Annotated in this window: 22 protein-coding genes; 5 read left to right on the top strand and 17 right to left on the bottom strand. The window is 72.2% G+C overall.

Features of this window, described 5'->3' with window-relative positions; translation table 11 throughout:
* Nucleotides 1-25: 25 nt before the first annotated feature.
* The 4 genes from ACIBK9_RS42245 to ACIBK9_RS42230 all read right to left on the bottom strand — a co-directional run bounded on the left by ACIBK9_RS42245 (nt 26) and on the right by ACIBK9_RS42230 (nt 6021).
* The gene (locus ACIBK9_RS42245) at nt 26-2098 is read right to left on the bottom strand and encodes a putative bifunctional diguanylate cyclase/phosphodiesterase (protein WP_397164543.1); all 2073 of its coding nucleotides are present in this window, start codon (nt 2096-2098) and stop codon (nt 26-28) included.
* 230 nt (nt 2099-2328) lie between these two features.
* Nucleotides 2329-4521 carry an NAD-dependent DNA ligase LigA gene (gene ligA / locus ACIBK9_RS42240; RefSeq protein WP_387671096.1) on the bottom strand — a complete coding sequence of 731 codons (2193 nt, stop codon included), beginning with the start codon at nt 4519-4521 and terminating at the stop codon, nt 2329-2331.
* A gap of 73 nt (nt 4522-4594) precedes the next feature.
* On the bottom strand, nt 4595-5014 hold the full coding sequence (locus tag ACIBK9_RS42235; protein ID WP_397164541.1) for a hypothetical protein: 420 nt from the start codon (nt 5012-5014) through the stop codon (nt 4595-4597).
* A gap of 14 nt (nt 5015-5028) precedes the next feature.
* Nucleotides 5029-6021 carry a methionine synthase gene (locus ACIBK9_RS42230; RefSeq protein ID WP_397164539.1) on the bottom strand — a complete coding sequence of 331 codons (993 nt, stop codon included), beginning with the start codon at nt 6019-6021 and terminating at the stop codon, nt 5029-5031.
* A 24-nt stretch (nt 6022-6045) separates the two neighbouring features.
* On the opposite strand from ACIBK9_RS42230, the gene ACIBK9_RS42225 reads away from it, so the two are divergent.
* Nucleotides 6046-6678 carry an MBL fold metallo-hydrolase gene (locus ACIBK9_RS42225; protein ID WP_397164538.1) on the top strand — a complete coding sequence of 211 codons (633 nt, stop codon included), beginning with the start codon at nt 6046-6048 and terminating at the stop codon, nt 6676-6678.
* On the opposite strand, the gene mnmA is transcribed toward ACIBK9_RS42225, so the two are convergent.
* Nucleotides 6675-7736: a tRNA 2-thiouridine(34) synthase MnmA gene (gene mnmA, locus ACIBK9_RS42220; RefSeq protein WP_352318938.1), complete on the bottom strand. Its 1062-nt coding sequence runs from the start codon at nt 7734-7736 to the stop codon at nt 6675-6677. The genes ACIBK9_RS42225 and mnmA overlap by 4 nt on opposite strands.
* 67 nt (nt 7737-7803) lie before the next feature.
* Here mnmA and ACIBK9_RS42215 point away from each other — a divergent pair, with 67 nt between their 5' ends.
* Nucleotides 7804-8856: a DUF695 domain-containing protein gene (locus ACIBK9_RS42215; RefSeq protein ID WP_397164536.1), complete on the top strand. Its 1053-nt coding sequence runs from the start codon at nt 7804-7806 to the stop codon at nt 8854-8856.
* Here the strand turns inward: ACIBK9_RS42215 and ACIBK9_RS42210 are convergent.
* Entirely contained in the window at nt 8849-10012 is a 1164-nt protein-coding gene (locus ACIBK9_RS42210; RefSeq protein ID WP_397164534.1) for a cysteine desulfurase family protein, read from the bottom strand. The two genes, ACIBK9_RS42215 and ACIBK9_RS42210, sit on opposite strands and share 8 nt — an antisense overlap.
* A 53-nt stretch (nt 10013-10065) precedes the next feature.
* Here ACIBK9_RS42210 and ACIBK9_RS42205 point away from each other — a divergent pair, with 53 nt between their 5' ends.
* The 3 genes from ACIBK9_RS42205 (at nt 10066) to ACIBK9_RS42195 (ending at nt 13267) form a co-directional block, all read left to right on the top strand.
* Nucleotides 10066-10575 carry a TetR/AcrR family transcriptional regulator gene (locus ACIBK9_RS42205; RefSeq protein WP_352318933.1) on the top strand — a complete coding sequence of 170 codons (510 nt, stop codon included), beginning with the start codon at nt 10066-10068 and terminating at the stop codon, nt 10573-10575.
* Between the two features lie 765 nt (nt 10576-11340).
* Nucleotides 11341-12528: an MFS transporter gene (locus ACIBK9_RS42200; RefSeq protein WP_387671105.1), complete on the top strand. Its 1188-nt coding sequence runs from the start codon at nt 11341-11343 to the stop codon at nt 12526-12528.
* A 70-nt stretch (nt 12529-12598) separates the two neighbouring features.
* Nucleotides 12599-13267: a rhomboid family intramembrane serine protease gene (locus tag ACIBK9_RS42195; protein WP_397164533.1), complete on the top strand. Its 669-nt coding sequence runs from the start codon at nt 12599-12601 to the stop codon at nt 13265-13267.
* A gap of 74 nt (nt 13268-13341) precedes the next feature.
* Here the strand turns inward: ACIBK9_RS42195 and ACIBK9_RS42190 are convergent, their stop codons facing one another.
* The 11 genes from ACIBK9_RS42190 to ACIBK9_RS42140 form a co-directional block, all read right to left on the bottom strand.
* Nucleotides 13342-14295, bottom strand: coding sequence for an electron transfer flavoprotein subunit alpha/FixB family protein (locus ACIBK9_RS42190; protein WP_397164531.1), 954 nt, complete (start codon nt 14293-14295; stop codon nt 13342-13344).
* Nucleotides 14296-14314: 19 nt separating this feature from the next.
* Complete coding sequence (locus ACIBK9_RS42185) at nt 14315-15094, bottom strand: electron transfer flavoprotein subunit beta/FixA family protein (protein ID WP_352329623.1); 780 nt, start codon at nt 15092-15094, stop codon at nt 14315-14317.
* A gap of 253 nt (nt 15095-15347) precedes the next feature.
* Nucleotides 15348-16568, bottom strand: coding sequence for a serine/threonine-protein kinase (locus tag ACIBK9_RS42180; protein ID WP_397164529.1), 1221 nt, complete (start codon nt 16566-16568; stop codon nt 15348-15350).
* A 35-nt stretch (nt 16569-16603) separates the two neighbouring features.
* Nucleotides 16604-18367, bottom strand: coding sequence for a serine/threonine-protein kinase (locus ACIBK9_RS42175; RefSeq protein WP_397164527.1), 1764 nt, complete (start codon nt 18365-18367; stop codon nt 16604-16606).
* A gap of 16 nt (nt 18368-18383) precedes the next feature.
* Nucleotides 18384-20462 carry a serine/threonine-protein kinase gene (locus tag ACIBK9_RS42170; RefSeq protein WP_397164712.1) on the bottom strand — a complete coding sequence of 693 codons (2079 nt, stop codon included), beginning with the start codon at nt 20460-20462 and terminating at the stop codon, nt 18384-18386.
* A gap of 198 nt (nt 20463-20660) precedes the next feature.
* Nucleotides 20661-21173: a YbaK/EbsC family protein gene (locus tag ACIBK9_RS42165; RefSeq protein ID WP_397164526.1), complete on the bottom strand. Its 513-nt coding sequence runs from the start codon at nt 21171-21173 to the stop codon at nt 20661-20663.
* Nucleotides 21174-21237: 64 nt separating this feature from the next.
* Nucleotides 21238-22794, bottom strand: coding sequence for a flavin monoamine oxidase family protein (locus ACIBK9_RS42160; RefSeq protein WP_397164524.1), 1557 nt, complete (start codon nt 22792-22794; stop codon nt 21238-21240).
* Nucleotides 22795-22824: 30 nt separating this feature from the next.
* Nucleotides 22825-23667, bottom strand: a complete 843-nt coding sequence (locus tag ACIBK9_RS42155) for a M55 family metallopeptidase (RefSeq protein ID WP_397164522.1) — start codon at nt 23665-23667, stop codon at nt 22825-22827.
* 43 nt (nt 23668-23710) lie between these two features.
* On the bottom strand, nt 23711-24916 hold the full coding sequence (locus tag ACIBK9_RS42150) for a DUF6395 domain-containing protein (protein ID WP_397164521.1): 1206 nt from the start codon (nt 24914-24916) through the stop codon (nt 23711-23713).
* Nucleotides 24907-25254, bottom strand: coding sequence for a hypothetical protein (locus ACIBK9_RS42145; RefSeq protein WP_352328819.1), 348 nt, complete (start codon nt 25252-25254; stop codon nt 24907-24909). Before ACIBK9_RS42145 ends, ACIBK9_RS42150 begins: the two co-directional genes overlap by 10 nt.
* An 80-nt stretch (nt 25255-25334) precedes the next feature.
* Nucleotides 25335-26108: an enoyl-CoA hydratase-related protein gene (locus ACIBK9_RS42140; protein WP_352352246.1), complete on the bottom strand. Its 774-nt coding sequence runs from the start codon at nt 26106-26108 to the stop codon at nt 25335-25337.

Genomic DNA, 26108 nt, shown 5'->3' with positions numbered 1-26108 from the left:
CGACGAAGTCGACTCCTGTAATCGGTCAGGCCGTCTGGGTGACCTCGGACTGGTAGCCGAACTCGATGGCCGGCGCCACCTCGCAGCGGCCCCTGAGCCAGGCGGTGGCCTCGGCGGCCGGCATGGGCTGGCAGAACAGCCAGCCCTGGCCCAGGTCGCAGCCCATCTCGGCCAGCCGCAGCGCGACGTCGTCGGACTCCACGCCCTCGGCGACCGAGCGCAGGCCGAGCGAGCGCACCAGGTCGACGATCGAGCGGACGATGCGGTCGTCGTCCTCGGACTCGGCGATGCGGCGGACGAACGAGGCGTCGATCTTGACCTCGGAGACCGCCAGGCGCTGGAGCCTGATCAGCGAGGAGTAGCCGGTGCCGAAGTCGTCGAGGGACAGCGGGACGCCGAGCGTGGCCAGCGCCTTGATGGTCTCCTGGGTGTAGGCCTGGTCGCCGGTCAGGATGCGCTCGGTGACCTCAAGCTGGATGGCGGCGGGCGGCAGGCCGTACCGGGTCAGGCCGACCTCCAGCTGCTCGGGCAGCGCCGCGTCGAGCAGGTCGCGGGCGGAGATGTTGACCGAGATCTGCACCTGCAGGCCGGTGTGCCACCAGCGGGCGGCCTGCTCCAGCGCGGCCTCGATGACGTATTCGGTGAGCTGGCGCATCAGGTACGTCTGCTCGGCCAGCGGGACGAAGTCGGACGGCGGGATCGGCCCGTGCACCGGATGGCACCAGCGCAACAGGGCCTCCACCCCGGTCACCGCGCCGCCGGCCAGGCTGACCTTGGGCTGGTAGTGCAGCTGCAGCTCGCGGTTGTCGATGGCGCGGCGCAGATCGCCCAGCAGGTTGAGCCGTTCAGGCGAGTTGCGGTCTTTGTCGGGCTGGTAGAGCTCTACCCCGGTACGCCCTTCCTTGGCCAGGTACATGGCCACGTCGGCGCGTTGCAGCAGCAGCTCGAAGTCGGGGGCGTGGTCGGGGAAGAGCGCGATCCCGACCGAGCCGTCGAGGTCGAAGCTCATGCCCTCCAGGCGTACGGGCTCGGTCAGGGCGGCCCGCAGCCTGGCGGCCACCTCCCTGGCGGCGTTGGCGTCCCGGATCGAGGGCAGCAGGACGGCGAACTCGTCGCCGCCGAGCCTGGCCACCACGTCGCCCGGACGCACGGAGTGGGTCAGCCGGTGGGCCACCATCTGCAGCAGGCGGTCGCCCACCGGATGGCCCATCGTGTCGTTGACCTCCTTGAACCGGTCGAGGTCGAGGAGGAACAGCCCGACCCGCTCGTCCTGGCGGGACTCGGCCAGCGCCTCCTCCGTGCTGACGATGAGCATCTTGCGGTTGGGCAGGCCGGTCAGCTCGTCGTGCAGGGCCTGGTGGTCGCGGCGCATGGACAGCGTGGCGGTGAAGTAGACGGCGGCGAGGGGGGCGACGAAGAGCGGCACGAGGCCGGGCGAATGGTCCATCACCACGACGACCAGCGGCGCGAGGCCCAGCAGCGCGGTGTAGACGAGCCCCTGCGGCCCGGCGGTGACCCGCAGCACGCGGACGATCGAACGCCGCTCGTGCAGGGCGACCGCCCCGGACACGAGCGCGGCCCTGGTGGCGAAGTAGGCCACCCCGGCCAGCGCGATCGCCGGCAGGTCGGCCCCGCTGGGCGTCCACGGCACGGCCGGGCCCGGCACGACGCCGAACAGCCCGAGCACCACGGCCGCGGCGGTGAGCGCGAGGGTGGACTGGGCGACGTTGAACATGACCCGGTGCCACGCCTTGCGCGTCACGACGCCGTTCATGGCGATCGCGACGGCCTGCATGAGCACGGCGGTGGACAGCCCGAAGTGCAGCAGCACCGCGAAGGTGAACATGGTCGACGGATACGTGCCGCCGACCGCGGTCGCCGAGGACACCATGACGGGCCGCAGCTCGCCCAGCATCACCAGCACCGCCAGCACCCAGAACAACGGGGTACGGGCGAGCTCCGCCAGCGCGACCGGATCCAGCCTGAGCATGGCCACGACCAGCGCGGTGAAGCCGATCACGGTGATGCCCGCGAGGAACGCCCAGAGCGGCGTGCCGACGCGTGGACCGGTGTCACGGGTGTCGGTTGGGTCAGTCATCGGTAACAGAACCCCCATTAGGTCACTATGGGAGGGTACGACCTTCACCCCACTTCGCGAAACCAAGCGCGTACGTTCCGTCACTTCTCCTTTCCGACATATACCCAAAAACCACTATGGGTAGCGCGGCCATCGACAGTCCGTACACGACTCTGATCCCCAGCTCGCCGGGCGCGCATCCACGGGGCCACCGAACACCAGCCCCGCCGCAAGGGCGAGCCGGGCTCCCGCTACGTCTCCTCGACGACCGCCACGCGCGCCGCGGCCTCCGGGCCCTCCTTCAGCAGCAGCTCGAACCCCTGCTCATCGAGGATCGGCACCTTCAGGCTGACCGCCTTGTCATACTTCGACCCGGCGTTCTCCCCCGCCACCAGGAACGACGTCTTCTTCGACACCGATCCGGCCACCTTCCCGCCACGGCTGGTCAGCGCCTCGGACGCGGTGTCGCGGGTGTACGCCTCCAGCGTCCCGGTGACCACGAACGTCAGCCCCTCCAGGATCTGGGGCTCCGTCTTCTCCGGAGCGGGGCCGTCGTCCATCCGCACCCCGGCCCGCCGCCACCGCTCGACGATCTCCCGGTGCCAGTCGACCTCGAACCACTCCCGGATCGTCGCCGCCACCCGCGGCCCGATGCCCTTGACCGAGGCCAGCTCCTCCTCAGAGGCGTTCATGATGGCGTCGATCGACCGCATGGAGTCGGCGAGGTCACGCGCCGTCGGCGGCCCGACGTGCCGGATCGACAGCGCGACCAGCACCTGCGCGAGCGGCGCCGACTTGGCGCGGGCGAGCTCGTCGACCAGCGTGCGGGCGGCCTGGCTGGGCCCGCCGTCGAGGTTGGAGAACAGGGAGACGACCTTCTGCTCGCCGGTCTCGGGGTCGAGCTTGGGCAGGCCGGTGTCCTGGTCGCGGACGACCGACCGGATGGGCATGAGCTGCTCGATCGTCAGGTCGAACAGGTCGGCCTCGGTGCGCAGGACGGGCTCCTGCGGCGGCACCGGCTGGGTGAGCGCGGTCGCCGCCACGTAACCCAGCCCGTCGATGTCGAGCGCGCGCCGGCCGGCCGCGAAGTAGAGGCGCTCGCGGATCTGGGCGGGGCAGCTGCGGGCGTTGGGGCAGCGCAGGTCGGCGTCGCCCTCCTTCTCGTAGGCCAGCTCGGTGCCGCACTCGGGGCAGTGGGTCGGCATGACGAACTCCCGCTCGGAGCCGTCGCGCAACGCCGTGACCGCCCCGACGATCTCGGGGATGACGTCGCCCGCCTTGCGCAGCACCACGGTGTCGCCGATCAGCACGCCCTTCTTGATCACCGTGGCCGCGTTGTGCAGGGTGGCCCGCTCGACGGTCGAGCCCGCGACCACGATGGGCTCCATCACCGCGTACGGCGTGACCCTGCCGGTGCGGCCCACCCCCACCTGGATGTCGAGCAGCTTGGTGTTGACCTCCTCCGGCGGGTATTTGTAGGCGATCGCCCAGCGCGGGGCCCGTGAGGTGGACCCGAGCTCCCGCTGCGTGCGGAAGTCGTCGACCTTGACCACGACCCCGTCGATCTCATAAGCCGGATCGTGCCGGTGCACCCGGTAGTGCTCGATGAACTCGTCGACCTCGGTGAGGCCGGGCACCACCTGGAACAGGTCGCTGACCGGCAGCCCGAACTCCCGCAGCCGCTCGTAGACCTCCGACTGGGCGCGCGGCACGGCCGAGCCCTCCCAGACGCCGATACCGTGGACGAGCATGCGCAGCGGGCGCTGGGCGGTGACGCGCGCGTCCTTCTGCCGCAGCGTGCCCGCCGCCGAGTTGCGCGGGTTGGCGAACGGCGGCTTGCCCTGCTCCACGAGCTGCTCGTTGAGCTGCTTGAAGCCCTCGACCGGGATGTAGACCTCGCCGCGCACCTCGACCAGACTCGGGACGCCCTCGCCCTTGAGCCGGTGGGGCACCCCCTTGATCGTGCGCACGTTGGCCGTGACGTCGTCGCCGACCCGGCCGTCGCCCCGGGTCGCGCCGCGCTCCAGCTTGCCGTCGCGGTAGACGAGCGCGATGGCCAGCCCGTCGATCTTCAGCTCGCACAGGTAGGGCCCCGGGTCGCGCTCGGCCAGCCGCTCGACGCGGGCCATCCAGGCGGCCATGTCGGCCTGGTTGAAGGCGTTGTCGAGGCTCTCCATGCGGTTGAGGTGGCTGACCTTGGCGAAGTCGCCCGAGACCGGCGCGCCCACCTTCTGGGTGGGCGAGTCGGGCGTCTGCAGCTCGGGATGGGCCTGCTCCAGCGTGAGCAGCTCGCGGAACCACTCGTCGAACTGCGCGTCGCTGGCCGTGGGCTGGTCGAGCACGTAGTAGCGCCAGCGCGCGTCCTCGACCAGCTCGCTCAGCTCCGCATGCCGCTTGAGCGCGGCCACGGGCACGCCCCCGACCTCGGTGTCACGCTCGCTCACGCTGAGTCTCCTTCCACGTCGGACACGCTGAGGAAACGCTACCGCCGGGCCCCGACAGGAACGACTCCGCCGGTCATCCGCCCTGGGCCCAGACGCCTTCCCAGACCGAGCAGTTACCGGTGATCTTCCTTGCCGTGCCCCGGCAGACCCTGCCCTCGACGGAGAGCATGTAGCCGGTCTTGAGCGAGAACTCCAGCGGCTTGGTGCCCGAGCAGTTGCGGTACGTCTTGCGCCCCTCGCCGCCGCCGTCCTTGACCCAGCGCAGCTGCAGCCACGAGCACCCGGTACGGCCGGGGAAGTCGTACAGCCCGCCGCTGACCACGAACCCCGGCCGGTCGAGCAGGACCTTGCCCTTGGCCTTCCCGGCCCGGTCGGCGGAGTAGATGGGCCCCCAGCTCCAGATCTCCGGGTTGGCCGAGGCCCCGGCGGGGACGGCGATCGAGGCGGACGCGATCAGCATGGCGGCACCGACGGCCAGAGCGCGAGCAATCATGGCAAGGACGCTACTCAGCCGCCTTGCATCCCGCTTGCCGGATCGTCCTTGAGCACCTGGGCGGCCTTCCTGCACGCCGCCAGGGCCGCCCGCGCGTAGCGGGGCGAGGCTCCGGCCAGGCCGCAGGCGGGCGTCAGCGTGACCTTGGCGGCCAGCCCGTCGGGCGCGAACCCGAGCCGCCGCCACAGCTCCACCGCGGGCCTGGCGACCACCCCGGTGTCCGGCAGCGCGACGTCCCTGCCCGGCACGACGCCGAGCAGCAGGCCGGCCCCGCCCTCGAAGAGCTCGCCGAGCTGGTCGTCGTCCCTGCGGCGCAGCAGCGACGCGTCGACCGACACCGCGCGCACGCCGGCCCGCCGCAGCAGCGCGTAGGGCACCCCGGGCGCGCAGCAGTGGACCACCGCGCCGGGGAACAGCCGCAGCGACTCCTCCACCCGCCACTCCTCGACCGCCGCCAGCCGCCCGAACCCGGACGCGGTCGGGACCGTGCCCGCCAGCACGCCCGGCAGCCCCGGCTCGTCGAGCTGCAGCACGATCTCGGTGACCCCCGGCAGCCGCCGCCGCACCTCGGCGCAGTGGTCGGCGACCCCCTGGGCCAGCGACGCGACCAGGTCGCGCACGGCTCCGGCGTCGGAGAGCATCTTGTCGCCGTACTTCAGCTCAAGGGACCCGGCCAGCGTCCACGGCCCGCACACCTGCAGCTTGAGCGGCCCGGAGTAGTCGTGCGCGACCTCCTCCAGCCCGTCGAGGTCGCGGCGCAGGTGATCGACGGCCCGCTGATGGTCGCGGCCCGGCCGGTCGGCCAGCCGCCACCCGGACGGCTGCACCTCGACCGGCAGGTCGATCAGCAGCCCGGCCGTCCTGCCGACCATGTCGGCGCCGACCCCGCGGGCCGGCAGCTCCGGCAGGTACGGCAGTCCGGGCAACTCGCCGAACACGACACGGATCGCCTCAAGATGATCCTCACCCGGATGTGACCCGACCCCGGTGGCTTCCCACGTAGACATGGGCACAAGCGTAGGCTCTGCCGAATGGAGCTCACCAAACTCACGCACGCCTGCGTACGCCTTGAGAAGAACGGCAAGGTCCTGGTCATCGATCCGGGCACCTTCTCGCAGGAGCCGGTGCTCGACGGGGTCGACGCGGTCCTGATCACCCACCAGCACTTCGACCACTTCGACATCGAGAAGCTGAAGGCCGCTCCCGCCGGGGTCGAGGTCTGGACGTGCGAGGGCGTCGCGGCCCAGCTGACCGACGTGCCGGTCAAGGTCCAGGTGGTCCGGCACGGCGACGCCTTCGACGCGGCGGGCTTCCGGGTGAAGGCGTTCGGCGAGTGGCACAGCAAGAACCACCCCGATGCGCCCGTCGTACAGAATGTCGGTTTCATGCTCGACGACGAGGTGTTCTACCCCGGCGACGCGCTCACCTTGCCCGGCGTCGAGGTGCCCACCCTCCTCGCGCCGACCAACGCCCCTTGGATGAAGCTCAGCGAGATGGTCGAGTACCTGCGCACGGTGCGCCCGGCCCGCGCGTTCTCCACGCACGACGGCCTGCTCAACGACATCGGCCTGTCGCTGGTGGACACCTACCTGGAGCTGGAGTCGGACAAGCAGAGCGCCGACATGCGCCGGCTCAAGGTCGGCGAGTCGGTGACGCTTCCCTAGGCGGCCGAGACGATGGTGGCCGAGCCGATGACCGTGTCGCCGGAGTAGAGCACGGCCGCCTGGCCCGCCGCGACGCCGGTGGCCGGGCGGTCGAGGTCGATGCGCAGGCCGCCGCCCGCCTCCTCCTCGAAGCGGCAGCCGTAGACCTCGCCGTGGGCCCTGAGCTGCACGGTCAGGTCGTCGAGGCGGGACGGGCCGTTCCAGACCGGGCGGACGCACGAGATCGAGGTGACCTCCAGCGCCGAGCGCGGGCCGACCGTGACCGTGTTGGAGACCGGCTCGATCGACAACACGTAGCGCGGCCTGCCGTCGGCGGCCGGACGGTCGATGCGCAGGCCCTTGCGCTGGCCGACCGTGAAGCCGTGGGCGCCCTGGTGGGTGCCCACCACCGCGCCCTCCTGGTCGACGATCGGGCCCTCCTCGGCGCCGAGCCGGCCGGCCAGGAAACCGCGGGTGTCCCCGTCGGCGATGAAGCAGATGTCGTGGCTGTCGGGCTTGTCGGCGACGGTCAGGCCGCGCCGGGCGGCCTCCTCGCGCACCTCGGCCTTGGTGGAGCCGCCGAGCGGGAAGATCGCGTGGCTGAGCTGCTCACGGGTGAGCACCCCCAGCACGTACGACTGGTCCTTGCCCTGGTCGACGCTCCTGGACAGCACGCCGTCGGACAGCTTGGCGTGGTGGCCGGTGGCGACGGCGTCGAAGCCGAGGGCGAGCGCCCGGTCGAGCACCGCCTCGAACTTGATCTTCTCGTTGCACCGCAGGCACGGATTGGGGGTGCGGCCCGCGGCGTACTCGGCCACGAAGTCCTCCACCACGTCGCGCTGGAACCTCTCGGCCATGTCCCAGATGTAGAACGGGATGCCGATCACGTCGGCGGCCCGCCGCGCGTCGCGGGAGTCCTCGATCGTGCAGCAACCCCGCGCGCCCGTGCGGTGGGATTGGGGGTTGGCCGACAGGGCCAGATGCACACCAGTGACGTCGTGACCGGCCTCGGCGATCCGGGCGGCGGCCACGGCGGAATCGACGCCGCCCGACATGGCGGCAAGCACACGCAGTCCCATGACCGTTCCAGCGTACTGTCCGGCGGGGAGTGCGCGGCCATCGGCTCCGTCTGGGAGGATTCAGCGCATGCGACTGTTCGGGCGCAAGGACGAAGAGGAAGAGGCCGGCCGGCCCGGCGACGGCGTGGCCGCGTTCTGGGCGTGGTGGCAGGAGGCCAGGCCGCGGCTCGACTCGCTGGTGGCGGCGGGCACCGCCGACGGCATCGAGGAGCTGGTCGCCCCCGCCGTGGCCGCGATCGACCCCGGCCTGGTCTGGGAGGTGGCGCCCGGCAGGAACGCCGCGCACGCCCTGGTGGTGACCGCGGCCGGCGACGCCGAGCTGCGCTCGCTCGCCCACCGCTGGGCCAGGGCCGCGCCGCCGGCCGACCTGCTGTGGGAGTTCCATCCGTCCCGGCAGGCCAACCCGCAGGCGCTGGAGCTGACGCTCGACGTGGGCGGGTTCGAGTTCGCGCTCGACAAGCTGGTCTTCGGGCTGCGCGTGCCGCGCAACCAGCCGCGTGTCGACGTGACCGCCCACCACCCGATCTTCGGCGAGCTCGACGAGGAGACCCGTCTGGAGGCGACGCTGCTCGCCCTCGACTGGCTGCTGGGCGAGGACGACGTCGCCAGGTGGGTGGGCGAGATCACACCCGCCACGTTCCAGCCGATCGACGCGGTCGCCGCCGTCCACCTGCCCGCGGTGGTCGCCGACCTGGCCTCGGGTCATGAGGGCGAGGAGTGGCTGCTGCTCGAAGGGCAGACCGGTGAGGGAGCGCCGCTGGTGGCCACCGCGCGCTTCCCGCTGCGGCCCGTCGACCACCCGCTGCTCGACCAGCACATCGAGATCACGCTTCCGTACGCCCACCGCGACGCCGACGGCCTGCCCGCCGGCGATTCGCTGAAGGCGTTGAGCGACTTCGAGGAGCGCCTGGCCGCCCGCCTGCTCCAACTGCGCGACGACGCCCTGCTGGCCGCGCACCTGAGCGCCGCCGGCCATCGGGTCGTCCACGTCTACGCCGACCCGGCCTCCGACGCGGCGATCCACGCCAAGGAGCTGATCGCGAGCTGGCAGGAGGGCGAGCCGCGGGTCGACGTGGGCCACGACCCCGCCTGGGCCGCGGTCTCCCCCTTCCTCAGCTGAGCCCGGCCCTGCGGGCCCGCTCGACGGCCGCGGGCAGCACCTCGATCAGGCGGTCGACGTCGGCGGCGGTCGAGGTGTGGCCCAGGGTGAACCTGAGCGAGCCGCGCGCGGCCGCCGCGTCGGCGCCCATCGCGAGCAGCACGTGCGAGGGCTGCGCCACGCCCGCCGAGCAGGCCGAGCCGGTCGAGCACTCCACGCCCTTGGCGTCGAGCAGCATGAGCAGCGCGTCGCCCTCGCAGCCGGGGAAGGAGAAGTGGGCGTTGCCGGGCAGCCGGCCGGTCGGGTCGCCGTTGAGCACGACGTCGGGGACGGCCTGGCGGACGCGCTGGATGAGCTCGTCGCGCAGCGCCGTCAGGCGGCGGCCCAGGGCCTCCTGCTCCTTCACGGCGGTCTGCACGGCGGCGGCCAGGCCCGCGATGGCGGGCGCGTCGAGGGTGCCGGAGCGCACGTCGCGCTCCTGACCTCCGCCGTGCTGCACCGACACCGGGGTCAGCCCCCTGGTCAGCAGCAGCGCGCCCACGCCCATCGGGCCGCCGACCTTGTGGCCGGTCAGTGTGAGGGCGTCGGCGCCGGAGTCGGCGAACGACACCGGGAGCTGCCCGATCGCCTGCACCGCGTCGGTGTGGAACGGGACGCCGTGATCGTGGGCGACGGCCGCCAGCACGTGGACCGGCTGGACCGTGCCCACCTCGTTGTTGGCCCACATGACGCTGATCATGGCGACGTCGTCGGGGTCGCGCTCGATGGCGGCGCGCAGCGTGTCGGGATGGACCCGGCCGTGTTCGTCGACGTCGAGCAGCTCGACCTCGGCGCCCTGGCTCTCGGCCAGCCACGCGGCCGGGTCGAGCGCGGCGTGGTGCTCGACGGAGCTGAGCAGGATGCGCCGCCGGGGCCTGCGCGCCCAGTAGAGGCCCTTGATGGCGAGGTTGTCGGCCTCGGTGCCGCCCGAGGTGAACACGACCTCGCTCGGCCGGGCCCCCAGGGCGTCGGCGATGCTCTCGCGGGACTCCTCGACGACCCTGCGCACCTGACGGCCCGCGGCGTGCAGCGACGAGGCGTTGCCGACGCGTTTGAGTTGCTCCGTCATGGCCTCGATCGCTTCGGGCAGCATGGGCGTGGTCGCCGCATGATCAAGATAGGCCGACGGTCGTGTCACCAGATCAGGGTATCTCGTTTGCCACTGTACCGTCCGGACGGTACAGTTGAGGCATGCGAAGGGACGAGCTGTTGGACGCGGCGGAAGACCTCCTGTGCGACCAGGGGTCGGCCGCGCTGACGCTGTCCGCCGTGGCCGACCGGGCCGGGGTGAGCAAAGGCGGTCTTCTTTACCACTTCGGCACCAAAGAGGCCCTGATCAAGGGCATGGTCGAACGGCTGATCGAAGAGTTCGACGACCTGATGGCCGCGCAGCCGGACGGCACGTACACCGAGCGGTACCTCGGCGCCACGCTGATCGCCGTGCGCTCGGGGCGGCTGCGACGATGGGCGGTCGTGACGGGCGCGTCGGGGAACCTCTTCCTGCTCGCGCCGCTGCGAGAGGCGATGTCGCGATGGCACCGGGAGGGGCTGGGCGACGAGCCCGACCCGCTGGCCGCGCAGATCGTGCGGCTGGCGTGCGAAGGGTTGTGGGACGTGGCCAGCCATGACCCGCAGCTCAACTCGGAGGCGGACCTGCGTGCCCTCGAAGCCCGGCTGAGAGCGCTGCTCAAACCCGGCTGAACCGGCTGGCTCCGGTGTGTCGGGAGTCACCATGGCCCCGGGAATGTGCCGGGGTCACTCGTGGTTCAGGTGTCGGAGCTTCGATCACGGAGCTTTCCGCGGTGCTCCGCGGTTCCTGTGCTGGACCGGAACGGATGGGAGGGCGGTCTCGCGATGACGATCCCGTGCTCCCACGACCCCTGTCCCGCGGTCTTCGCCCGCTTCCCGTCCAGACCGAGCGCCCCGGCGGCGCCCGCCGTCCCCGTCAGACCGGTCCGTACGGGCTGGGCAGGCCGGACGCGCAGGCCCCCGTCAGGCAGACGGTAGGCCGGAGGGCGCGGGCGGCGGCCGAGCGGCGAGAGCCGACCGGCCTGGCCGTCAGCCCGGCAGGGCCGGCCGTCCGGTCATGACGCGGGCCACGATCGAGCGCCCGGGTCGCTCACCGAGCAGCACGAGCTGACCCCGACCGGCGCCGCCCGGCCACCCGCTGCACCGACACCACCCGCTCGACACCCAACCGCGCCCTCAACCGCGCCTCGGCCCGCCCAAGGGCCCCGACCGCCTCAACCCACCCAAGGGCCGAGGCCGGTCGGCTACCTCGGCCCGTCCAGCAGCCCATCAACAGCTTGAGTCGCCCTGCCCCCGCACAGCCGGGCACGCGGGCCGGACGCGTGGCGGTTGGTGGTTCTGTCCCTTCGAGTGTTCATCCCCCCGGTTTTCCTGGGCGCTCCCCTACGGGAGCGCCTGATTTGTGGCGAAATAACGAGTTTCTGAGAGGTGTGCCTTATGACCCGCGACCTGAGGACGGCCCGCTACGGGGCGATCCTCACCTTCGTCCTCGGCGGCCTGATGGTGGGCACGATGACCGTGCGCATCCCCGCCCTGACCGACAAACTCGGCCTGTCCGAGTCCACGGTCGGCGCGGTGCTCCTCGCATGGGGCCTCGGGGCCCTCGTGACCATGCAGTCCATGCGACGGATCATGGCCCGCGCGGGCAGCAGGGCGGTTCTGCGGATCGGCGCCCCACTCACCGCGGTCGGCCTGCTGGCCGTCGCCTTCGCCCCGAACCTGCCCCTCCTGATCGTGGCCGCCACGTTCTTCGGCATGGCCTTCGGCACCGTGGACGTCGCCATGAACGCCCAGGGCTCCACCGTCGAGCAGGCGTACGGCCGCCCGCTGATGAACGGCATGCACGCCGGCTGGTGCGTGGGCGCCATCTCGGCGGGCGCGCTGGGCAGCCTGTCGATCGCCGCCGGCCTGTCGTTCACCGCCAACCTGGCGCTGGTCGCCCTGGTCTCGCTGCCGGTCGCGCTGCTGATCGGCCGTACGTACCTGCCGGAGGCCCCGGCGACGGAGGCGGCGCGCACGGCCCGGCACCGCATGCCGGCGATCGTCTACCTGCTCGGCGCGATCATGTTCTTCGCCTTCATGGTCGAGGGCGTGGTCGCCGACTGGAACGGCCTGTACATGCGCAATGAGCTCGGCGCGCCCGAGGCGCTGGCCGCGCTCGGCTACCCGGTGTTCGAGGCCGGCATGCTGCTGGCCAGGCTCACCGGTGACCGGCTGCGCTCCCGGTTCGGGGTGCGCGGCATGCTGGGCGTGTCCGGCGTGGCCACGGCCGGGTTCTTCACGGTCGTGCTGATGGCTCCGGCGGCGCTGGTGGCGGTGCTGGCGATGTTCTTCGTCGGGCTCGGCGTGGCGACGATCGCGCCGCTGACGCTGTCCCTGGCGGGCACCGCGACCGACGCACCCGGACCGGCCATCGCCCAGGCGGGCGCCATGGGCTACGCGGGCCTGCTGCTCGGCCCGGTGGTGATCGGCTTCCTGTCGGACGCCACCTCGCTGCGCGGCGCGCTCGGCATCGCGGTCCTCCTGGGCGTGCTGATCGCCGTGGCGTCGCGGTTCCTGCCCAGACGGGAGGCGCCGGTGTTCGCAGCCGTTCCGGTGCGGGAGCCGGTGAAGGTCGCCGCGTAGGACATTTGTCATGCCAAGCCTCGTACATCCATCCATGTCCGATTCGTGGAGGGCGTGCGAGGCTTAGGCGGTGTTCAAGCCATATGTCACCGCCGTCGTCCTCGTCGGCACGGCGGTTCCGAGCCTGCTGCAGTTCGCCGTCCCGGGGCTGGAGGCGGGGTGGATGCGCGATCCGGCCGCGATCTCCGGCGGCGAATGGTGGCGGCTGGGGACGGCGCTCGTCGTCCAGGACGGCGGCGTGTTCGGCACCCTGTTCAACCTGGCGTTCCTCGCGGTGCTCGGCTACGTCGCCGAGCGCGCGCTCGGCCCCGGGCGCTGGCTCCTGCTGTACGCCGCGGGCGCGGTCGCGGGCGAGGCCGCCGGCTACCTCATGAACGACCCCGGCGCCGGCAACTCGGTCGCCCTCTGCGGCCTGGCCGGCGGCCTCGCCGTGGCCGCCGCCGGCCCCCTGGAACGCTCGCTGGGCGCGTTCTACGCGGTCCTGTCGGGCGCCTGGACCCTGTCGGCGTCCGGGACGGTCGGCGTGGTGCTCATGGTCGTCCTGGCCGGGGCCGGCTTCCAGCTCGTGGCGCAGCGCGACCGGGTCCCCGCCCCGCTGTTCCCCGCGGTCGCCGCGGCGGCCGCCGTCGTCCTGTGCGCACTGCTGGACCTGCACGGCTTCGCCCTGCTGGCAGGCGTCCTGGCCGGATGGGCGCTGAAGGCGGCCGGCGCCCGGACCGCGCCCGCCGCGTCCGCCTGAGACGGCGGAGGCGGCGCCGCACGTCGTGCGGCGCCGCCTCCGACCGGCGCTGAGCGCGCCGGTGATCCCTGACGCTACTTGCGCTTGCTGATCTCTTCGGTGAGCTGCGGGACGACCTGGTGCAGGTCACCCACGACCCCGTAGTCGGCGAGCTCGAAGATCGGCGCCTCGGGGTCCTTGTTGATCGCGACGATGGTCTTCGCGGTCTGCATGCCGGCCCTGTGCTGGATGGCGCCGGAGATCCCGGCCGCGATGTAGAGCTGCGGCGAGACCGTCTTGCCCGTCTGGCCCACCTGGAACTGGTGGGGGTACCAGCCGGCGTCCGTGGCGGCGCGCGAGGCGCCGACGGCCGCGCCCAGCGTGTCGGCCAGGCCCTCGATGACGGAGAAGTTCTCGGCGGAGCCCACGCCCCGGCCGCCGGAGACCACGATCGCGGCCTCGGTCAGCTCGGGCCTGGCGCCCTTCTCCTGCTTGACGCGCTCGACGATGCGGGCGGCCTTGGCCGCCTCGCTCAGCGCGACCGACACCTCCTCGACGGCGCCGGCGCCCGCGGCGGCCTGCGGGGCCGTCGAGTTCGGGCGTACGGCGACGATCGGGGTGCCTTTGCGCACCTTGGAGTGCACGTTGACGCCGCCACCGAAGATCGACTGGTCGGCCACGAAGCCCTCGGACAGGCCCACGGCGTCGGTGATGACGCCGGAGTCGGTCTTGACGGCCAGCCGACCGGCGACCTCCTTGCCCTCGGCCGTGGCGGCCACGAGCACCGCGGCGGGCGACTTCTCGGCGACGAGCTGGGCCAGCAGCTCGGCCTTGGGCGCCACCACGTGGTCGACGATGTCGGCGGAGCCGGCGTTGTAGATCGTCTCGGCGCCGTACTCGGCCAGCTTGGCCTTGGCGGCGTCGCCGAGGCCGGGGCCGGCCCAGACGGCGGCGGGCGTGCCGAGCGAGCGGGCCAGGGTCAGCAGTTCGAGCGTGACCTTCTTGACCTCGCCGTCGACCTGCTCCACGAGAACGAGAATCTCCGACATATCAGTAAAACCCCCGTTCTCAGATGAACTTCTTGGAGGCGAGGAAGTCGGCGGCCTTCGAGCCTCCGTCGCCCTCGTCCTTGACGATCGTGCCGGCGGCGCGCGGCGGCGCGGCGGCGAAGTCGACCACCTCGGACCAGGCCGCGCCCAGGCCGACCTGGGCGGCGTCGATCTCGGCGTCGGCGATGGCCAGCGTCTCGACCGGCTTCTTCTTGGCCGCCATGATGCCCTTGAAGGACGGGTAACGCGGCTCGTTGATCTTCTCGACCACGGACACGACGGCCGGCAGCGAGGCCTGGACCTTGTCGAAGCCGTAGTCGGTGATGCGCTGGACGCTGATCGAGGAGCCCTCGATCTCGACCTTGTTGGCCAGGGTGAGCTGGGCCGTGCCCAGGCGCTCGGCCAGCATCGCGGCCAGCACGCCGGTGCGGGCGTCGGTCGACTCCGAGCCCAGGACGACCAGGTCGAACCCGATCTTCTTGAGCACCTGGGCCATCGCGTACGAGGTGGACAGCGCGTCGGAGCCGTGCAGCGCGTCGTCGCTCAGGTGGACCGCCTTGTCGGCGCCCATCGCCAGGGCCTTGCGGATGGTCTCGGTGGCCTTGCCCGGGCCCATGGTGAGCACGGTGACCTCGCCACCATGCGCCTCCTTGAGCTTCAGCGCCTCCTCGACCGCGTACTCGTCAAGCTCGTTGACCACGCCGTCGACGGCGTCACGATCGAGCGTGTTGTCATCGGACCGCAGCTTGCGCTCGGTCGCCGTATCGGGGACCTGCTTCACGCAGACGACGATGTTCATGGCCGGTGGCCGACCTCCCGTGTTCGCGTGCGCCCACCGCGTCGCTGCGATAGGCGCCGAATGCAATGCTGACCAGACTGCCAGGTTCCCGACGGGCTCCTGACACGGGGTGGGTCAGAGTCGTGCCCTGGCTCCCGCGGTCATGTTACCCGTGGGTAGCTTACGCGCAAACCGGCGGTTCCCGCGTCAAGCCCCTACCCTTCCCACCATACCGAACTTTATTCGGTACGTTCCGATCGCCCCCCGAGGGAAATCAGGCGGACAACAGGAACACGATGCCCACCACCAGGGCCGTACCCGCGAACAGGGCCAGGGTGAACGTGCTGAACACCGCGGCGAGCCCGAAGCACAGCCCCACCGCCCCCGCCACGCTCACCAGGTCGGCCACCATCCGGCCGCGCCGGTACGGCCCGCGCGAGAGCAGCGCCACCCCCGCGTCGCTCACCACCGCCAGCACGTAGGCGGCCAGCAGGAACAGCGCCACCTCGGGCAGCGGCTCGCGGGCCGCCGCCGCCAGCAGCGACACGAACAGGCCCGAGCCGATCAGCCACCGCCTGCGCACCTTCTCCCGGTGCCGCGCCCTGGACTCCTCGACCGGCCTGCGACGGCCGTCGCCCGGCCGCCACTCTCTCGTGCTCATGTCGTCGGCCGGTCGGGGACGCGCCACCGGGGCCGAGGGACGGGGGCCGGTCTGCCGTACGTGCGGGACGGGGGCGACGCCCAGCCGGGCGCAGACCTGCGCGGCCGTGGGCCGCGCGGCGGGGTCGGTGGACAGGCACTCGCGTAACAGCGGCGCCAGCCAGTCAGGCACGCCCTCCAGGTCGGGCGGGTGGTGCACGACCCGGTAGGCCACCGCCGAGGCCGGCCCCTGCCCGTACGGCTGCCGCCCGGTCGCGGCGTAGGCGAGCGTCGCGCCGAAGGAGAACACGTCGGCCTCGACGCCCGCGCTGCCGCCTTCGAGGATCTCCGGCGCCAGGTAGCCGGGCGTGCCGACCACGGCGCCCGACGCGGTGACCGACAACGAGTCGAGCGCGCTGGCGATGCCGAAGTCGATGACGACCGGGCCGTCCTCGCTCATCATCACGTTGGCCGGCTTGAGGTCGCGGTGGACCACCCCGGACTCGTGCATGGCCAGCAGCGCGTCGGCCAGCCCCGAGGCCAGGGGGCCCAGCTCGGCGACGGGCACCGGCACGGCGCTGAGCGGGCGGCCCTGGACGTAACGGGTCACCAGGTACGGTCTGGGGCCCTCCAGCGAGGCGTCGAGCACCTCGGCGACGTGCGGCCCGCCGACCCGGCGCATCGTCTCCACCTCGCGGTCGAGCCTGCCCAGCGCGAGGGCGTCGGCCGCGACGTGCGGATGCAGCACCTTGACCGCGACCGTGCGCCCCTGGACGTCGAGCGCCAGATGGACCTCGCCGAAGCCGCCCGCGCCGAGCCTGGAGAGAAGCTCATAAGGGCCGAGGCGCTCGCTCATACCTCATCTCTCCCCCGCCGGGCCGAGGGGGACACTCACGACCACGGAGTCAGGAAGCCCAACCCCAGCCCGTCGAGCAGACTTTCGATCAGGCCGGTGATCAGCCCGATGGTGCTCTGCCTGGCGTCGCTCGCCAGGTCGTCGATCACGCTCTGCGGGGCCCGCCAGGGCGTCCAGACCGGGTCCTGGCCGAGCGCGAACATCGCCGCGAACAGCGCCGCCGTGCCCACCGCGACGACCGCGACCAGCGCGGCTCCGGGGCTGCGCAGCACGCCGGTGAGCGTCCGGGTCACGGCCTTGCGCGGCGCGCCGCCGCCCGGCAGCACGAACAGGCCCCCGGCGAACGCGCCGGCCGCGAAGGCGGCGGCCTGGTTGGTGCCCATGCCGCCGGCCCAGTGGAGCGCCCCCCACACGCACGCGCCGAACAGCAGCGCGAGCGGCACGTGCACCAGCGTCACCAGCGCGGCCTTGACCAGCGCCCACGGCGTGCCGACCAGCGCGAGCAGCGGGTCGGCCGAGCTGCTGCCGCGGATCTGGCGCCGCTTGACCATGTCGCCGAAGAGGTACTCGCCCACGCGCAGCACCACCGCGAGCGCGACGGCCACCGCCCCCATGACGACGGGCATCATGACGGTCAGCGCCACCAGCGTGACCAGCAGCAGCAACCCGGTCACCTGGGCGCCGAACAGGTACCTCTTCCGCTCCGCCGGCGGCACGTGGCCGCGCGGCTGGGGCGGCGGCGTGTAGGGGCGCGGTTGCGGCGGCGGCGCCGGGTAGCCGGCCACCCGCTGGTCGGTGCGCGGCACCGGGCGCGCCGAGGTCGGCGCGGGCACGTAGGGCGGCGGCCGCTCCTCCCGCCGCGCGGGCGGCGGCGGGGGCGGCGGCGCGGCCTTGCGGTACTCGACCGGCGGCAGCAGGTCGGAGAACGTGTCCATGGCGCGCGTGCCGCTGCCGATGCGCTTGGTGCCGGTCGGGCCCTCGATCTCGTTGAACGTCGTCACCGACGGGTCGAGCTCCCTGGCCATCCGCAGCAGCTCCTGCGCGCCCGGCCGGGCGGCGGGATCGACCCGCAGCGCGCGCGACAACCAGCCGCGCAGCCACGCGGGCGCCCGGTCGAGCTGGGCCCGCCCCTCCATGATGTTGAAGCAGACCGCCTCGAACGTCCCGGTGCCGAACGGCGGCGCGCCCGTGGCGGCGAAGAACACCGTCGAGGCCAGCGCGTGCACGTCGGCCGCCTGGGTGATGTCGGAGTCGCGGATGATCTCGGGCGCCAGGTAGCCGGGCGTGCCGACGAACATGCCGGTCTGGGTCAGCCGGGTCGCGTTCACCAGGTGGGCGATGCCGAAGTCGATGACCAGCGGCTCGCCGTCGACCAGCATGACGTTGGACGGCTTGAAGTCGCGGTGGATCACGTCGGCCGCGTGGATGGCGACCAGCGCCTGGCACAGCCCCTGGGCCAGCCTGATGACCTGCCGCGCCTCCAGGGCGCCCTCGGTCAGCACGGTCTCCTCCAGCGTGCGTCCCGGGGCGAAGCGGGTCACGACGTAGGGCTGGCCCCCCACCAGCTCGGCGTCGATGACCTCGGCGACGTACGGGCTGCGCACCCGGCGCATGGTCTCGACCTCGCGGGTGAGCCGGTCGCGGGCCTTGAGGTCGGCGGCCACGTGCGGGTGGAGCACCTTGATGGCGACCTCGCGGCCCTCGCCGTCGAGACCCAGGTGGACGACCCCCATGCCGCCCTCGCCGATCTTCCTGACGATGCGGTAGGGGCCGAGGCGTTCCGGCGCTTGGATGCTCATCGCCACCTTCCTCGGCTCAGCCGCCGCCCTTCAGGCTGCTGAGTTGCTCTGTCACGGGTGTGACGTCCAGTGGACTCCATACACTCCCCCTTGGCGTGTCCCCGAACGTGCCGTAGGCGAGGATCAGCGAGAGCGCGGCGCCCGCCGCCAGGACTCCCGCCATCGCCATGGCCGCTGTTCTAGAGGGTACGAGCGATGAGAGCGTTCTGCGCATCTGCCGCCCCGGGCCCTCGACGCCCGGCCCCGCGCAGAGGGTCCAGAGCGCGACCGCGGCCCCCCACGCGAGGGCGTTGGCCGAGTTCATCCTGACCACCACGCTGAGCAGCAGCGTCACCGGCAGGCCGAGGATCAGGGCGTACAGGACGAGCGCGACCGTGATGCCCACGGACTTGGCCAGCGCCTGCGGCTGGGCGAAGACCCTGAGCACGTCGAGGGCGGCGGACCCGGCGGGCCTGCGCCCGCTGAGCGCCGGCTGGGCGAGGTCGGCGGCGCGCAGCAGCACGGCGATCGGGATCGCCACCACCGCCACCAGGACGGGGGCCGTCACCGCCGCCACGATCATGAGGATGAGCAGCATGGCGCTCGCCACCCCGTACGCCTTCGAGCGCTGCAGCGGCTGCGCCGGACGCCCGCCCTGGTGGTACGGCTCGCGAGCGGCCTGCGGGTCTTGCGGCGGGTACTGCTGCTGCGCCGGGATGTAGGGCGGCGGCTGCACGGGCACCGGGCCGTAGTTGGCCGCTTCCTGGCCGGAGGCGAACCGGCCGTGGTCGACCGGCTGCGCGCCGGACCCGAGCCGGCCGTGGTCGACCGGCTGGGGGCCGGAGCTGAGCCGGCCGAACTCCGCCGAGTCCGGGCGCACCCGCCGGGTGGGCACGTCGGCCTCGTGCGGGTTGACCTGCGGCAGCGACTGCGACTGGGGCAGCGGCTGGGGCTGTGACTGCGGCTGGGGGTGGAGCGGGGGCTGCTGCTGCGGCCAGGGCTGGCTGGGCCCGGCCTCCCGCTGGATCTGGCGCAGCTCCTCCGGCGAGACCCGGCGGGTCGGCCACGGGTCGCCCGCGCCCTGGTCCGCCGGCGCCGCGCCCTGGTCGGGCAGCACGGCGCCAGGCAGCCCGGCGCCGGGCAGCGGAGCCGCCTGGTTGGGCAGCCCGGCCGCCTGGTTGGGCAGCAGCGAGACGAAGTGCGGGTCGGCGGGCGGCGCGACCGGCTGCTCCTGGCCGTCGATCAGCCGGCGCGGCGTCATCGGCGGCGTGGAGACGTCGTAGGACGGCTTCTCCCCCACGAACGGCGGCCGCCTGGTCGGGTAGTCGTCGGGCGCGTCGGGCCGGGGGACGGTGGAGATCTCGTCGGGCACGCCGTGCGGCGGCCTCGGCAACATCCGGGCCGTCTGCTCGGCCAGGTCGGCGGCCTTGGGACGCTTGGCCGGGTTGCGCTGGAAGCCCGCCTTGAGCAGCGGCTGCAGCTCGGCCGGCACGCCGCTGATGTCGGCCTTGCCGGCGGTGATGTTGTAGAAGATCATCTCCAGCGTGCCCTTGCCGAAGGGCGGCTGGCCGGTGGCGGCGTAGAGCAGCGTGCCCGCCCAGGCGTGGATGTCGACCTCGGGGCCGGCCTCCTGGCCCTCGATGATCTCGGGCGCGAGGTAGCCGGGCGTGCCGATGAACATGCCGGTCTGGGTCAGCCTGGTCGCGTCGACCGCCTGGGCGATGCCGAAGTCGATCAGGACGGGCTCGCCGTCGAGGATCAGCACGTTGCCCGGCTTGAGGTCGCGGTGGATCACGCCGACGGAGTGGACGACGGCCAGCGCGGAGGCCACCCCATGGGCGAGCCGGACCAGCGCGGGCAGGTCGAGCGGCCCGTCGTCCTTGACGATCTCGTCGAGAGGACGGCCGGGCACGTAACGCGTGACGATGTAGGGACGATGACCGGTTACATCCGCATCGACCACTTCTGCGATGAATTTGCTGCGGACCCGGCGCATGGTCTCGACCTCACGCGAAAGCCGTCGCCTGGCGACCTCGTCACCGGCGACCTCTCCGCGCAGGACCTTGACCGCCACCTGTCGCCCCTGGGGGTCGACAGCGAGGTGGACAACGCCCATCCCGCCTTCACCGAGCCGCCTGAGCAGCCGGTAAGGGCCTAGTCGGTCATCGTTCATGGCATGAAGCACCATACCGGCTTAATCCCCGCCCACGAGATGAACCATGAGGCCACATTCCCACTCGTACAACGTCCGATACGGCCTCATCGGTTTCCCATCCAACGGTCTCGAATTGGCTTCAGTTCGGCTTCGGGGCCTTCAGGTCGTCAGGGACAGGACCTCGGCGCCCTTCAGCCCGGCCAGCGCGGCGCCCGGCACGGCGAGCTTCGACCTGCGCAGGCCGCTGCCGATCACCACTCTGGGATGTTCGGCGACGTGCATGTCGACCAGGACGGGCCAGTCGCCGGGCAGCCCGAGCGGGGTGATGCCGCCGTACTCCATGCCGGTCAGCTCGACCGCGTCGGCCATCGGCGCGAAGCTCGCCTTGCGGGCGTCGAGGTGTCTGCGCACCACGCCGTTGACGTCGACGCGCATCGTCGCGAGCACCATGCAGGCGGCGTAACGCGTCTCGCCGCCGCGCCTGGCGGCCACGACCACGCAGTTGGCCGACTCGTCGAGCCGTACGCCGTAGCGCTCGCAGAACGCGGCCGTGTCGGCCAGGTCGGGGTCGATCTCCGCCACCTCGGCGCCCTCGACGCCCGGCACGGCGAACGCCACCGGATCGGCCAGCAGGTCGGCGCGGCCGGTCGCGGGCACCCAGTGCAACGTCATCCTCGTCTCCTCGATCGCTCTTCCTTGACCGACCCTATGCCGGTCGAGGAAGTGGCGTGCGACGTCACGTGGACTGCAGCACCCGCCGGTGCAGCAGGGTGACGGCGCTGCGGGCCGACTCCATGGCGCCTGCCTGCCAGGCGATCAAGTGGGTGAGCCAGTCACCCGCGAAGTAGACCCTTCCGGCGGGGCGTTGCAGAAGAGTGAAGGACGAATCAAAGGACGGCCAGTACATCCAGCCTCCCTGGATGTGCTCCTGGCGGTGCCAGGCGATCGAGACGCTGGACAGCAGGTTCTGGCGGTACTTGTCGCCGTGGATCTTCCTGCCCTGGGTGAGGGCCTTCCGCCTTCTGTCCTCGGGGGTCAGGGAGCCGTACAGCTCGGCGTTCTGCTCGGTGTTGTAGTAGCCGACGATCAGGCCGCGTTCGGAGTGGTAGCCGTGGGAGGGGTACCAGATGTGGGTGATGTCCAGGTCGGTCTCGGTGACGCCGCCGTAGATGCGGTCCTCCAGCTCCCACCAGCGCCTGCCGTACTCCAGGCCGATCTTGCCGGCGGCGACCGGGATGGGGGTGGCCAGGGCGCTGGTGACCTGCGCTCCGAGGTTGTGCGGGATCTTGGCGAGGAGGTGCGGGGGGAGGGTGGCGATGCAGTAGTCGGCCTTGACGCTGCCGCCGTCGTACGCCACCTCGACGCCGTCGTCCAGGGTGGTGATCCTGGTGACCTTGGCGCCGGTCCTGATCCGGTCGGCCCCTACGGCCTCGGTCAGCTTGGTGACGATCGCGTCCATGCCGCCGACCGGCTGGAACATGGGGGTGGCCATGTCGTAGCCGAAGTCGTTGGTGATGGCGCGGCCGGTGGCGGCGGCCAGCACGTCGTGCAGGGTGCCGGGGGGCGGGACGGGGGTGCCGCCGTCGAGCGCCGGGTACTTGGTGAAGCCGCGCCGGGGGGAGCCCTCGTAGTCGAGCTTGGGGCCCAGGTCGCCGAACCGGCGGAGGAACTCCAGCAGGCGCTGCCGGTCGTCGGCGGTGATCGCCTTGTCGAGCGCGCCGATATTTGTGGCCTTGGCCAGCAATTCCGCGACATATCCGTACATGTCGGCTCGGGCGGTGCGGGCCCGCACGGTCTTACCGTTGGTGTGGACGTACGCCGCGGCGTTGTTGTTGACGAACGTCTCGATCGGGACGCCCAGCTCCCTGCAGTAGTCGAGGGTGACCATCCAGGGGGCGATGCGGCCGGGCCCGGCGTTGAAGTAGACGCCCTCGCCCAGCCTGACGTCCTGGGCCGGGCCGTTCAGCTCGGTCAGGCGGTCGCCGCCGCGCAGCGTCAGGTTCCGGCCGCCGGCCCTGCCCCTGGCTTCGAGCAGGGTGCAGTCGTAGCCGGCCTTGCCCAGCTCGTACGCGGCGGTCAGCCCCGCCACGCCCGCGCCGAGGATCACCACCTTGGCCGCGCCCTTGCCGCGCAGGGAGAAGTCGCCGGGGCGCGGCGCGGCGAACTCCTTGTCCTGCTCCGAGGGGGCGAGCCCGAGCGCGCCCATGGCGGCGTACATGGCGCCCGCGCCACCCACCGCTCCGATCCCGACGAGCAGCCCCCGCCGGGTCAGCGCCGCGCCTTCCACCGTCACCCGCTCCCTGAGTCAGCAGTTACCGACATCTCAGCCGTACGGCCCGCTGCCGCAGGCCACCTGGCCGCCGATGGTGGCGAAGATTCCGAGCAGCGCCATGATCTGGCGGAAGTCGTCGGTGGTGAACTCGGTGTGCCGCGAGCCGGCCGTCTTCACGCCGGGCACCAGCGCCACCGCCGCCGCGATGGCGGTCGAGTTCCACTCCACCCCCAGCGTGTACGGCGCCTCCACCTGATAAGGCGTGAAGTCGCTCAACCGGGACAGCGCGCGAGCGGCGGCCTCACGGATCTTCGCCTGGGCGACGCTCGGCGGCAGCAACTCGGCCGAGAACTTGTCGATGCCCTTCTTCACCGCGACCGTCTCGACGTCGCCGAGCAGCTCGCGCGCCTCCTCGCCGACGGCCTCGTCCCCGGTCACCAGCACGACCGGCACGCCGTGGAAGCCCGCGCACGCCGCGACCAGCCGGGTCTCGCCGCACAGCTCGCCGTTGAGGTAGACGTTCTGGATCTCCTTGCCCATCCACGTGTGGTTGAGCACGCCGTGCTGGACGCCGGCCCTCGCGTGGTAACCCACGAAGCACGCGGCCTGGAACGTGCCGTCGAGCCCCTGGGCCATGCGCTGGGCCTTGCCCGGCCCCCGGATCAGGGTCGCCCGCGGGTCCAGGAGGTCGATCCGCAGGTTCTTGGTAGACCCGTGGGCGTCGTTGACCAGCACCGAGCCGGCCCCCGCGGCGAACGCGCCCTCGACGGCGGCGTTGGCGTCGGCGGTCATCAGCTCGCAGCCGCGGTCGTAGCCGCGTTTGCCGGCGTGCATCTCCTCGGGGTCGGTCAGCCCCGTCACGCCCTCCATGTCCACCGACAGGTAAACCTTCACGCAGTCAACTCCTCGCACTTCGCCGGATCCGTCCCGCGGACGGTCACGTGCCCCACGTCTCCACCCGCCGTACCTCGGCCTCGGTCATGAGGCCGACCTGGGAGGTCAGGAAGGCGGCCGCCTCCGCCCGCCACGGCTGGGGGATCTCCTCGATCGCCGGCGGGTAGCAGTGGTCGAGCCAGCTCGTGGACTCCTCGGTGGCCTCGAAGTGGTCGAGGGCCTTGGCGAACAGGGACCGTTCGACGCCGGGGATCCGGGCGAGGCCGTACTCGATCATCTCCTGGCCCCCGAAGGGGGGCGGCCGCAGCCACTTGCGGGCCACGGGACGGTCGGCGGTGAGGGGCGTGTCCAGGGGACGGCGCTCGACGGCGGCCTGGATGAGCTCCTTGTACAGGCACTTGCCGCAGGTCCGGCAGGGGCCGTCGGTGCCGCGCAGGCACCAGCGCACCTGGTCCTTGAGCTCGGAGTTCAGGGCCAGCCGCATGGTGACGGCCTCGCTCACCCCGCCGACCGGGAGCACGATGTGCACGCCCGCGGCGGCGAACAACCGGCCCCACGCGCCGTGCGGCGCCCACATGGGGTTGTCAGGCGTGAACCGCAACAAGTAACGGTCACCGCCGAGCCAGCGTGAACCGAGTTCATAGCCGAAGCCCAGGCCACCGAGGTTCATCCGGTCGGCCAGCAGGAGCGCCCCCACCGCGACGGCGTGGTGCTCCGGATAACCGGGACGCGGCTCGGCGAGCGTGAACTCCAGGTCGGAGGTGACGGTGGTGAGCTCGCGGCCGGTCCGCTCGGCCAGCTTGGCCAGCACGTCGGAGCGGTAGTGCGGCCACCGGTTGGGCACCCGCGGATGCGGCACCCGCCGGAAGTGCACGAACGGCGCCGACGGATGGATGGCCGCTGCGGCCACGGAGTCCGCGCCGCCGCTGTAGGAGAGGGCGAGCCGGTCCCCGGCCCGGCGCGGCTCGGCCCCGACCGGCCCGGCCTCGATGCCCCACCCGTCGTGCAGGGCCGCGGCCACCTCGGCGGAGACGGCCCGGTCGAACGTGATCCGCCGCCTGGTCCAGGGCGCCACGATCGTCCAGGCGGCCACGGCGAACAGGTCGGGGTGGGCGTCGGCGGGCACGCCGCCGATCGAGCAGGAGTTGGTGGCCAGCTTGACGGGATGGTCGTCGGCCGCCCTGCCGGTGATCTCGTCCTCGGGGTCGAGACGGAAGGTCAGCTCGGTGCCGGACCAGGTCACGCGCACGGCCGGCCCCCCTCGGGGACGCGGGCCCGCAGGTCGTCGATGGCCTGCCAGACGAGCACCTCGTTCTGGAGCACGCCGTCGAGGGCCTGCGCGGTCTCCTGCGCCAGCCGGTACGTGTCGTCGACCCTGGCCTTGTCGATCACCGGCCCGGCCGGCGGGCGGGCGTTCCGCAGCCGCTCGACCTCGCCCTGCAAAGTGGCCATCTCCCTGCGCAGGGTCTGGACCTCCCAGAGCGCGTCCCGGATGTCCTGACGGTGGTCGGCGACGGAGATGTAACGGGAGTCGAACCACGTACGCACGGCTTTACGCAGCCGGGCGGGGACCGGGACGCGCATCATGAAACGCCACCATACTGGCAAACCCGCTTCCCCTTGGACGGCCTACTCCAAAGGGTCGCATTCGTATGGCGGCCGGGCGGTCACCGTCCGGTGAACTTGGCCTTGGCCTTCTCCGCGAAGGCCCGCATGCCGATCCTGGCGTCGTCGGTGGCGAACAGGCCGGAGAAGTGCAGGCGCTCGATCTCCAGGCCGGAGTCGAGGTCGACCTCGGCGCCCTGGTCGACGGCCTGCTTGGCGGCGCGCAGCGCCACGGCCGGGCCGCCGACGAACGTGGCCGCCCACTCCAGGGCCGCCGTGTAGACCTGCTCGTCCGGCACCACCCGGTCGACCAGCCCGATGGCCAGGGCCTCGGCGGCGGGGACGTGCCGGCCGGTGAAGATCAGATCCTTGGCGCGGGACGGGCCGACGAGCCGGGGCAGGCGCTGCGTGCCGCCCGCGCCCGGGATGAGCCCGAGCAGGATCTCCGGCTGGCCGAGCCGGGCCGACTCGCCGGCCACCCGGAAGTCGGCGCACAGGGCCAGCTCGCAGCCGCCGCCCAGGGCGTAGCCGGTGACGGCGGCGATGACCGGCTTGCCGATGCGGGCCACCGTGGTGAAGCACGCCTGGAGCGTGCGGGAGTGGGTGGACATGTCGGCATAGGACATGTCGGCCATCTCCTTGACGTCCACGCCGGCGGCGAAGACCCGCTCGCCGCCGTAGAGGATCACCGCCTGCACCTGGTCGTCGGCATCGACCTGAAGCGCCGCCTCGACGAGCTCCCGCTGCGTCTGAACGTCGATCGCGTTCATCTTCGGACGGTCAAGACGGATCGTGGCGATCTGGTCGGCCACCTCGACGCTTACAAACTCACCCAT

The sequence above is a fragment of the Nonomuraea sp. NPDC050227 genome (genome assembly GCF_044459705.1).
Taxonomy (GTDB): domain Bacteria; phylum Actinomycetota; class Actinomycetes; order Streptosporangiales; family Streptosporangiaceae; genus Nonomuraea.
Note: the sequence above shows the minus strand (reverse complement) of the source record. Positions and strands in the feature narration are given on the sequence as shown.

Coding starts and splice junctions, on each gene's coding strand:
- ACIBK9_RS42245 (WP_397164543.1), bottom strand. CDS start 2,098: ATGACTGACCCAACCGACACCCGTGACACCGGTCCACGCGTCGGCACG.
- ACIBK9_RS42235 (WP_397164541.1), bottom strand. CDS start 5,014: ATGATTGCTCGCGCTCTGGCCGTCGGTGCCGCCATGCTGATCGCGTCC.
- ACIBK9_RS42230 (WP_397164539.1), bottom strand. CDS start 6,021: ATGTCTACGTGGGAAGCCACCGGGGTCGGGTCACATCCGGGTGAGGAT.
- ACIBK9_RS42225 (WP_397164538.1), top strand. CDS start 6,046: ATGGAGCTCACCAAACTCACGCACGCCTGCGTACGCCTTGAGAAGAAC.
- mnmA (WP_352318938.1), bottom strand. CDS start 7,736: ATGGGACTGCGTGTGCTTGCCGCCATGTCGGGCGGCGTCGATTCCGCC.
- ACIBK9_RS42215 (WP_397164536.1), top strand. CDS start 7,804: ATGCGACTGTTCGGGCGCAAGGACGAAGAGGAAGAGGCCGGCCGGCCC.
- ACIBK9_RS42205 (WP_352318933.1), top strand. CDS start 10,066: ATGCGAAGGGACGAGCTGTTGGACGCGGCGGAAGACCTCCTGTGCGAC.
- ACIBK9_RS42200 (WP_387671105.1), top strand. CDS start 11,341: ATGACCCGCGACCTGAGGACGGCCCGCTACGGGGCGATCCTCACCTTC.
- ACIBK9_RS42190 (WP_397164531.1), bottom strand. CDS start 14,295: ATGTCGGAGATTCTCGTTCTCGTGGAGCAGGTCGACGGCGAGGTCAAG.
- ACIBK9_RS42185 (WP_352329623.1), bottom strand. CDS start 15,094: ATGAACATCGTCGTCTGCGTGAAGCAGGTCCCCGATACGGCGACCGAG.
- ACIBK9_RS42180 (WP_397164529.1), bottom strand. CDS start 16,568: ATGAGCGAGCGCCTCGGCCCTTATGAGCTTCTCTCCAGGCTCGGCGCG.
- ACIBK9_RS42175 (WP_397164527.1), bottom strand. CDS start 18,367: ATGAGCATCCAAGCGCCGGAACGCCTCGGCCCCTACCGCATCGTCAGG.
- ACIBK9_RS42170 (WP_397164712.1), bottom strand. CDS start 20,462: ATGGGCGTTGTCCACCTCGCTGTCGACCCCCAGGGGCGACAGGTGGCG.
- ACIBK9_RS42165 (WP_397164526.1), bottom strand. CDS start 21,173: ATGACGTTGCACTGGGTGCCCGCGACCGGCCGCGCCGACCTGCTGGCC.
- ACIBK9_RS42145 (WP_352328819.1), bottom strand. CDS start 25,254: ATGATGCGCGTCCCGGTCCCCGCCCGGCTGCGTAAAGCCGTGCGTACG.
- ACIBK9_RS42140 (WP_352352246.1), bottom strand. CDS start 26,108: ATGGGTGAGTTTGTAAGCGTCGAGGTGGCCGACCAGATCGCCACGATC.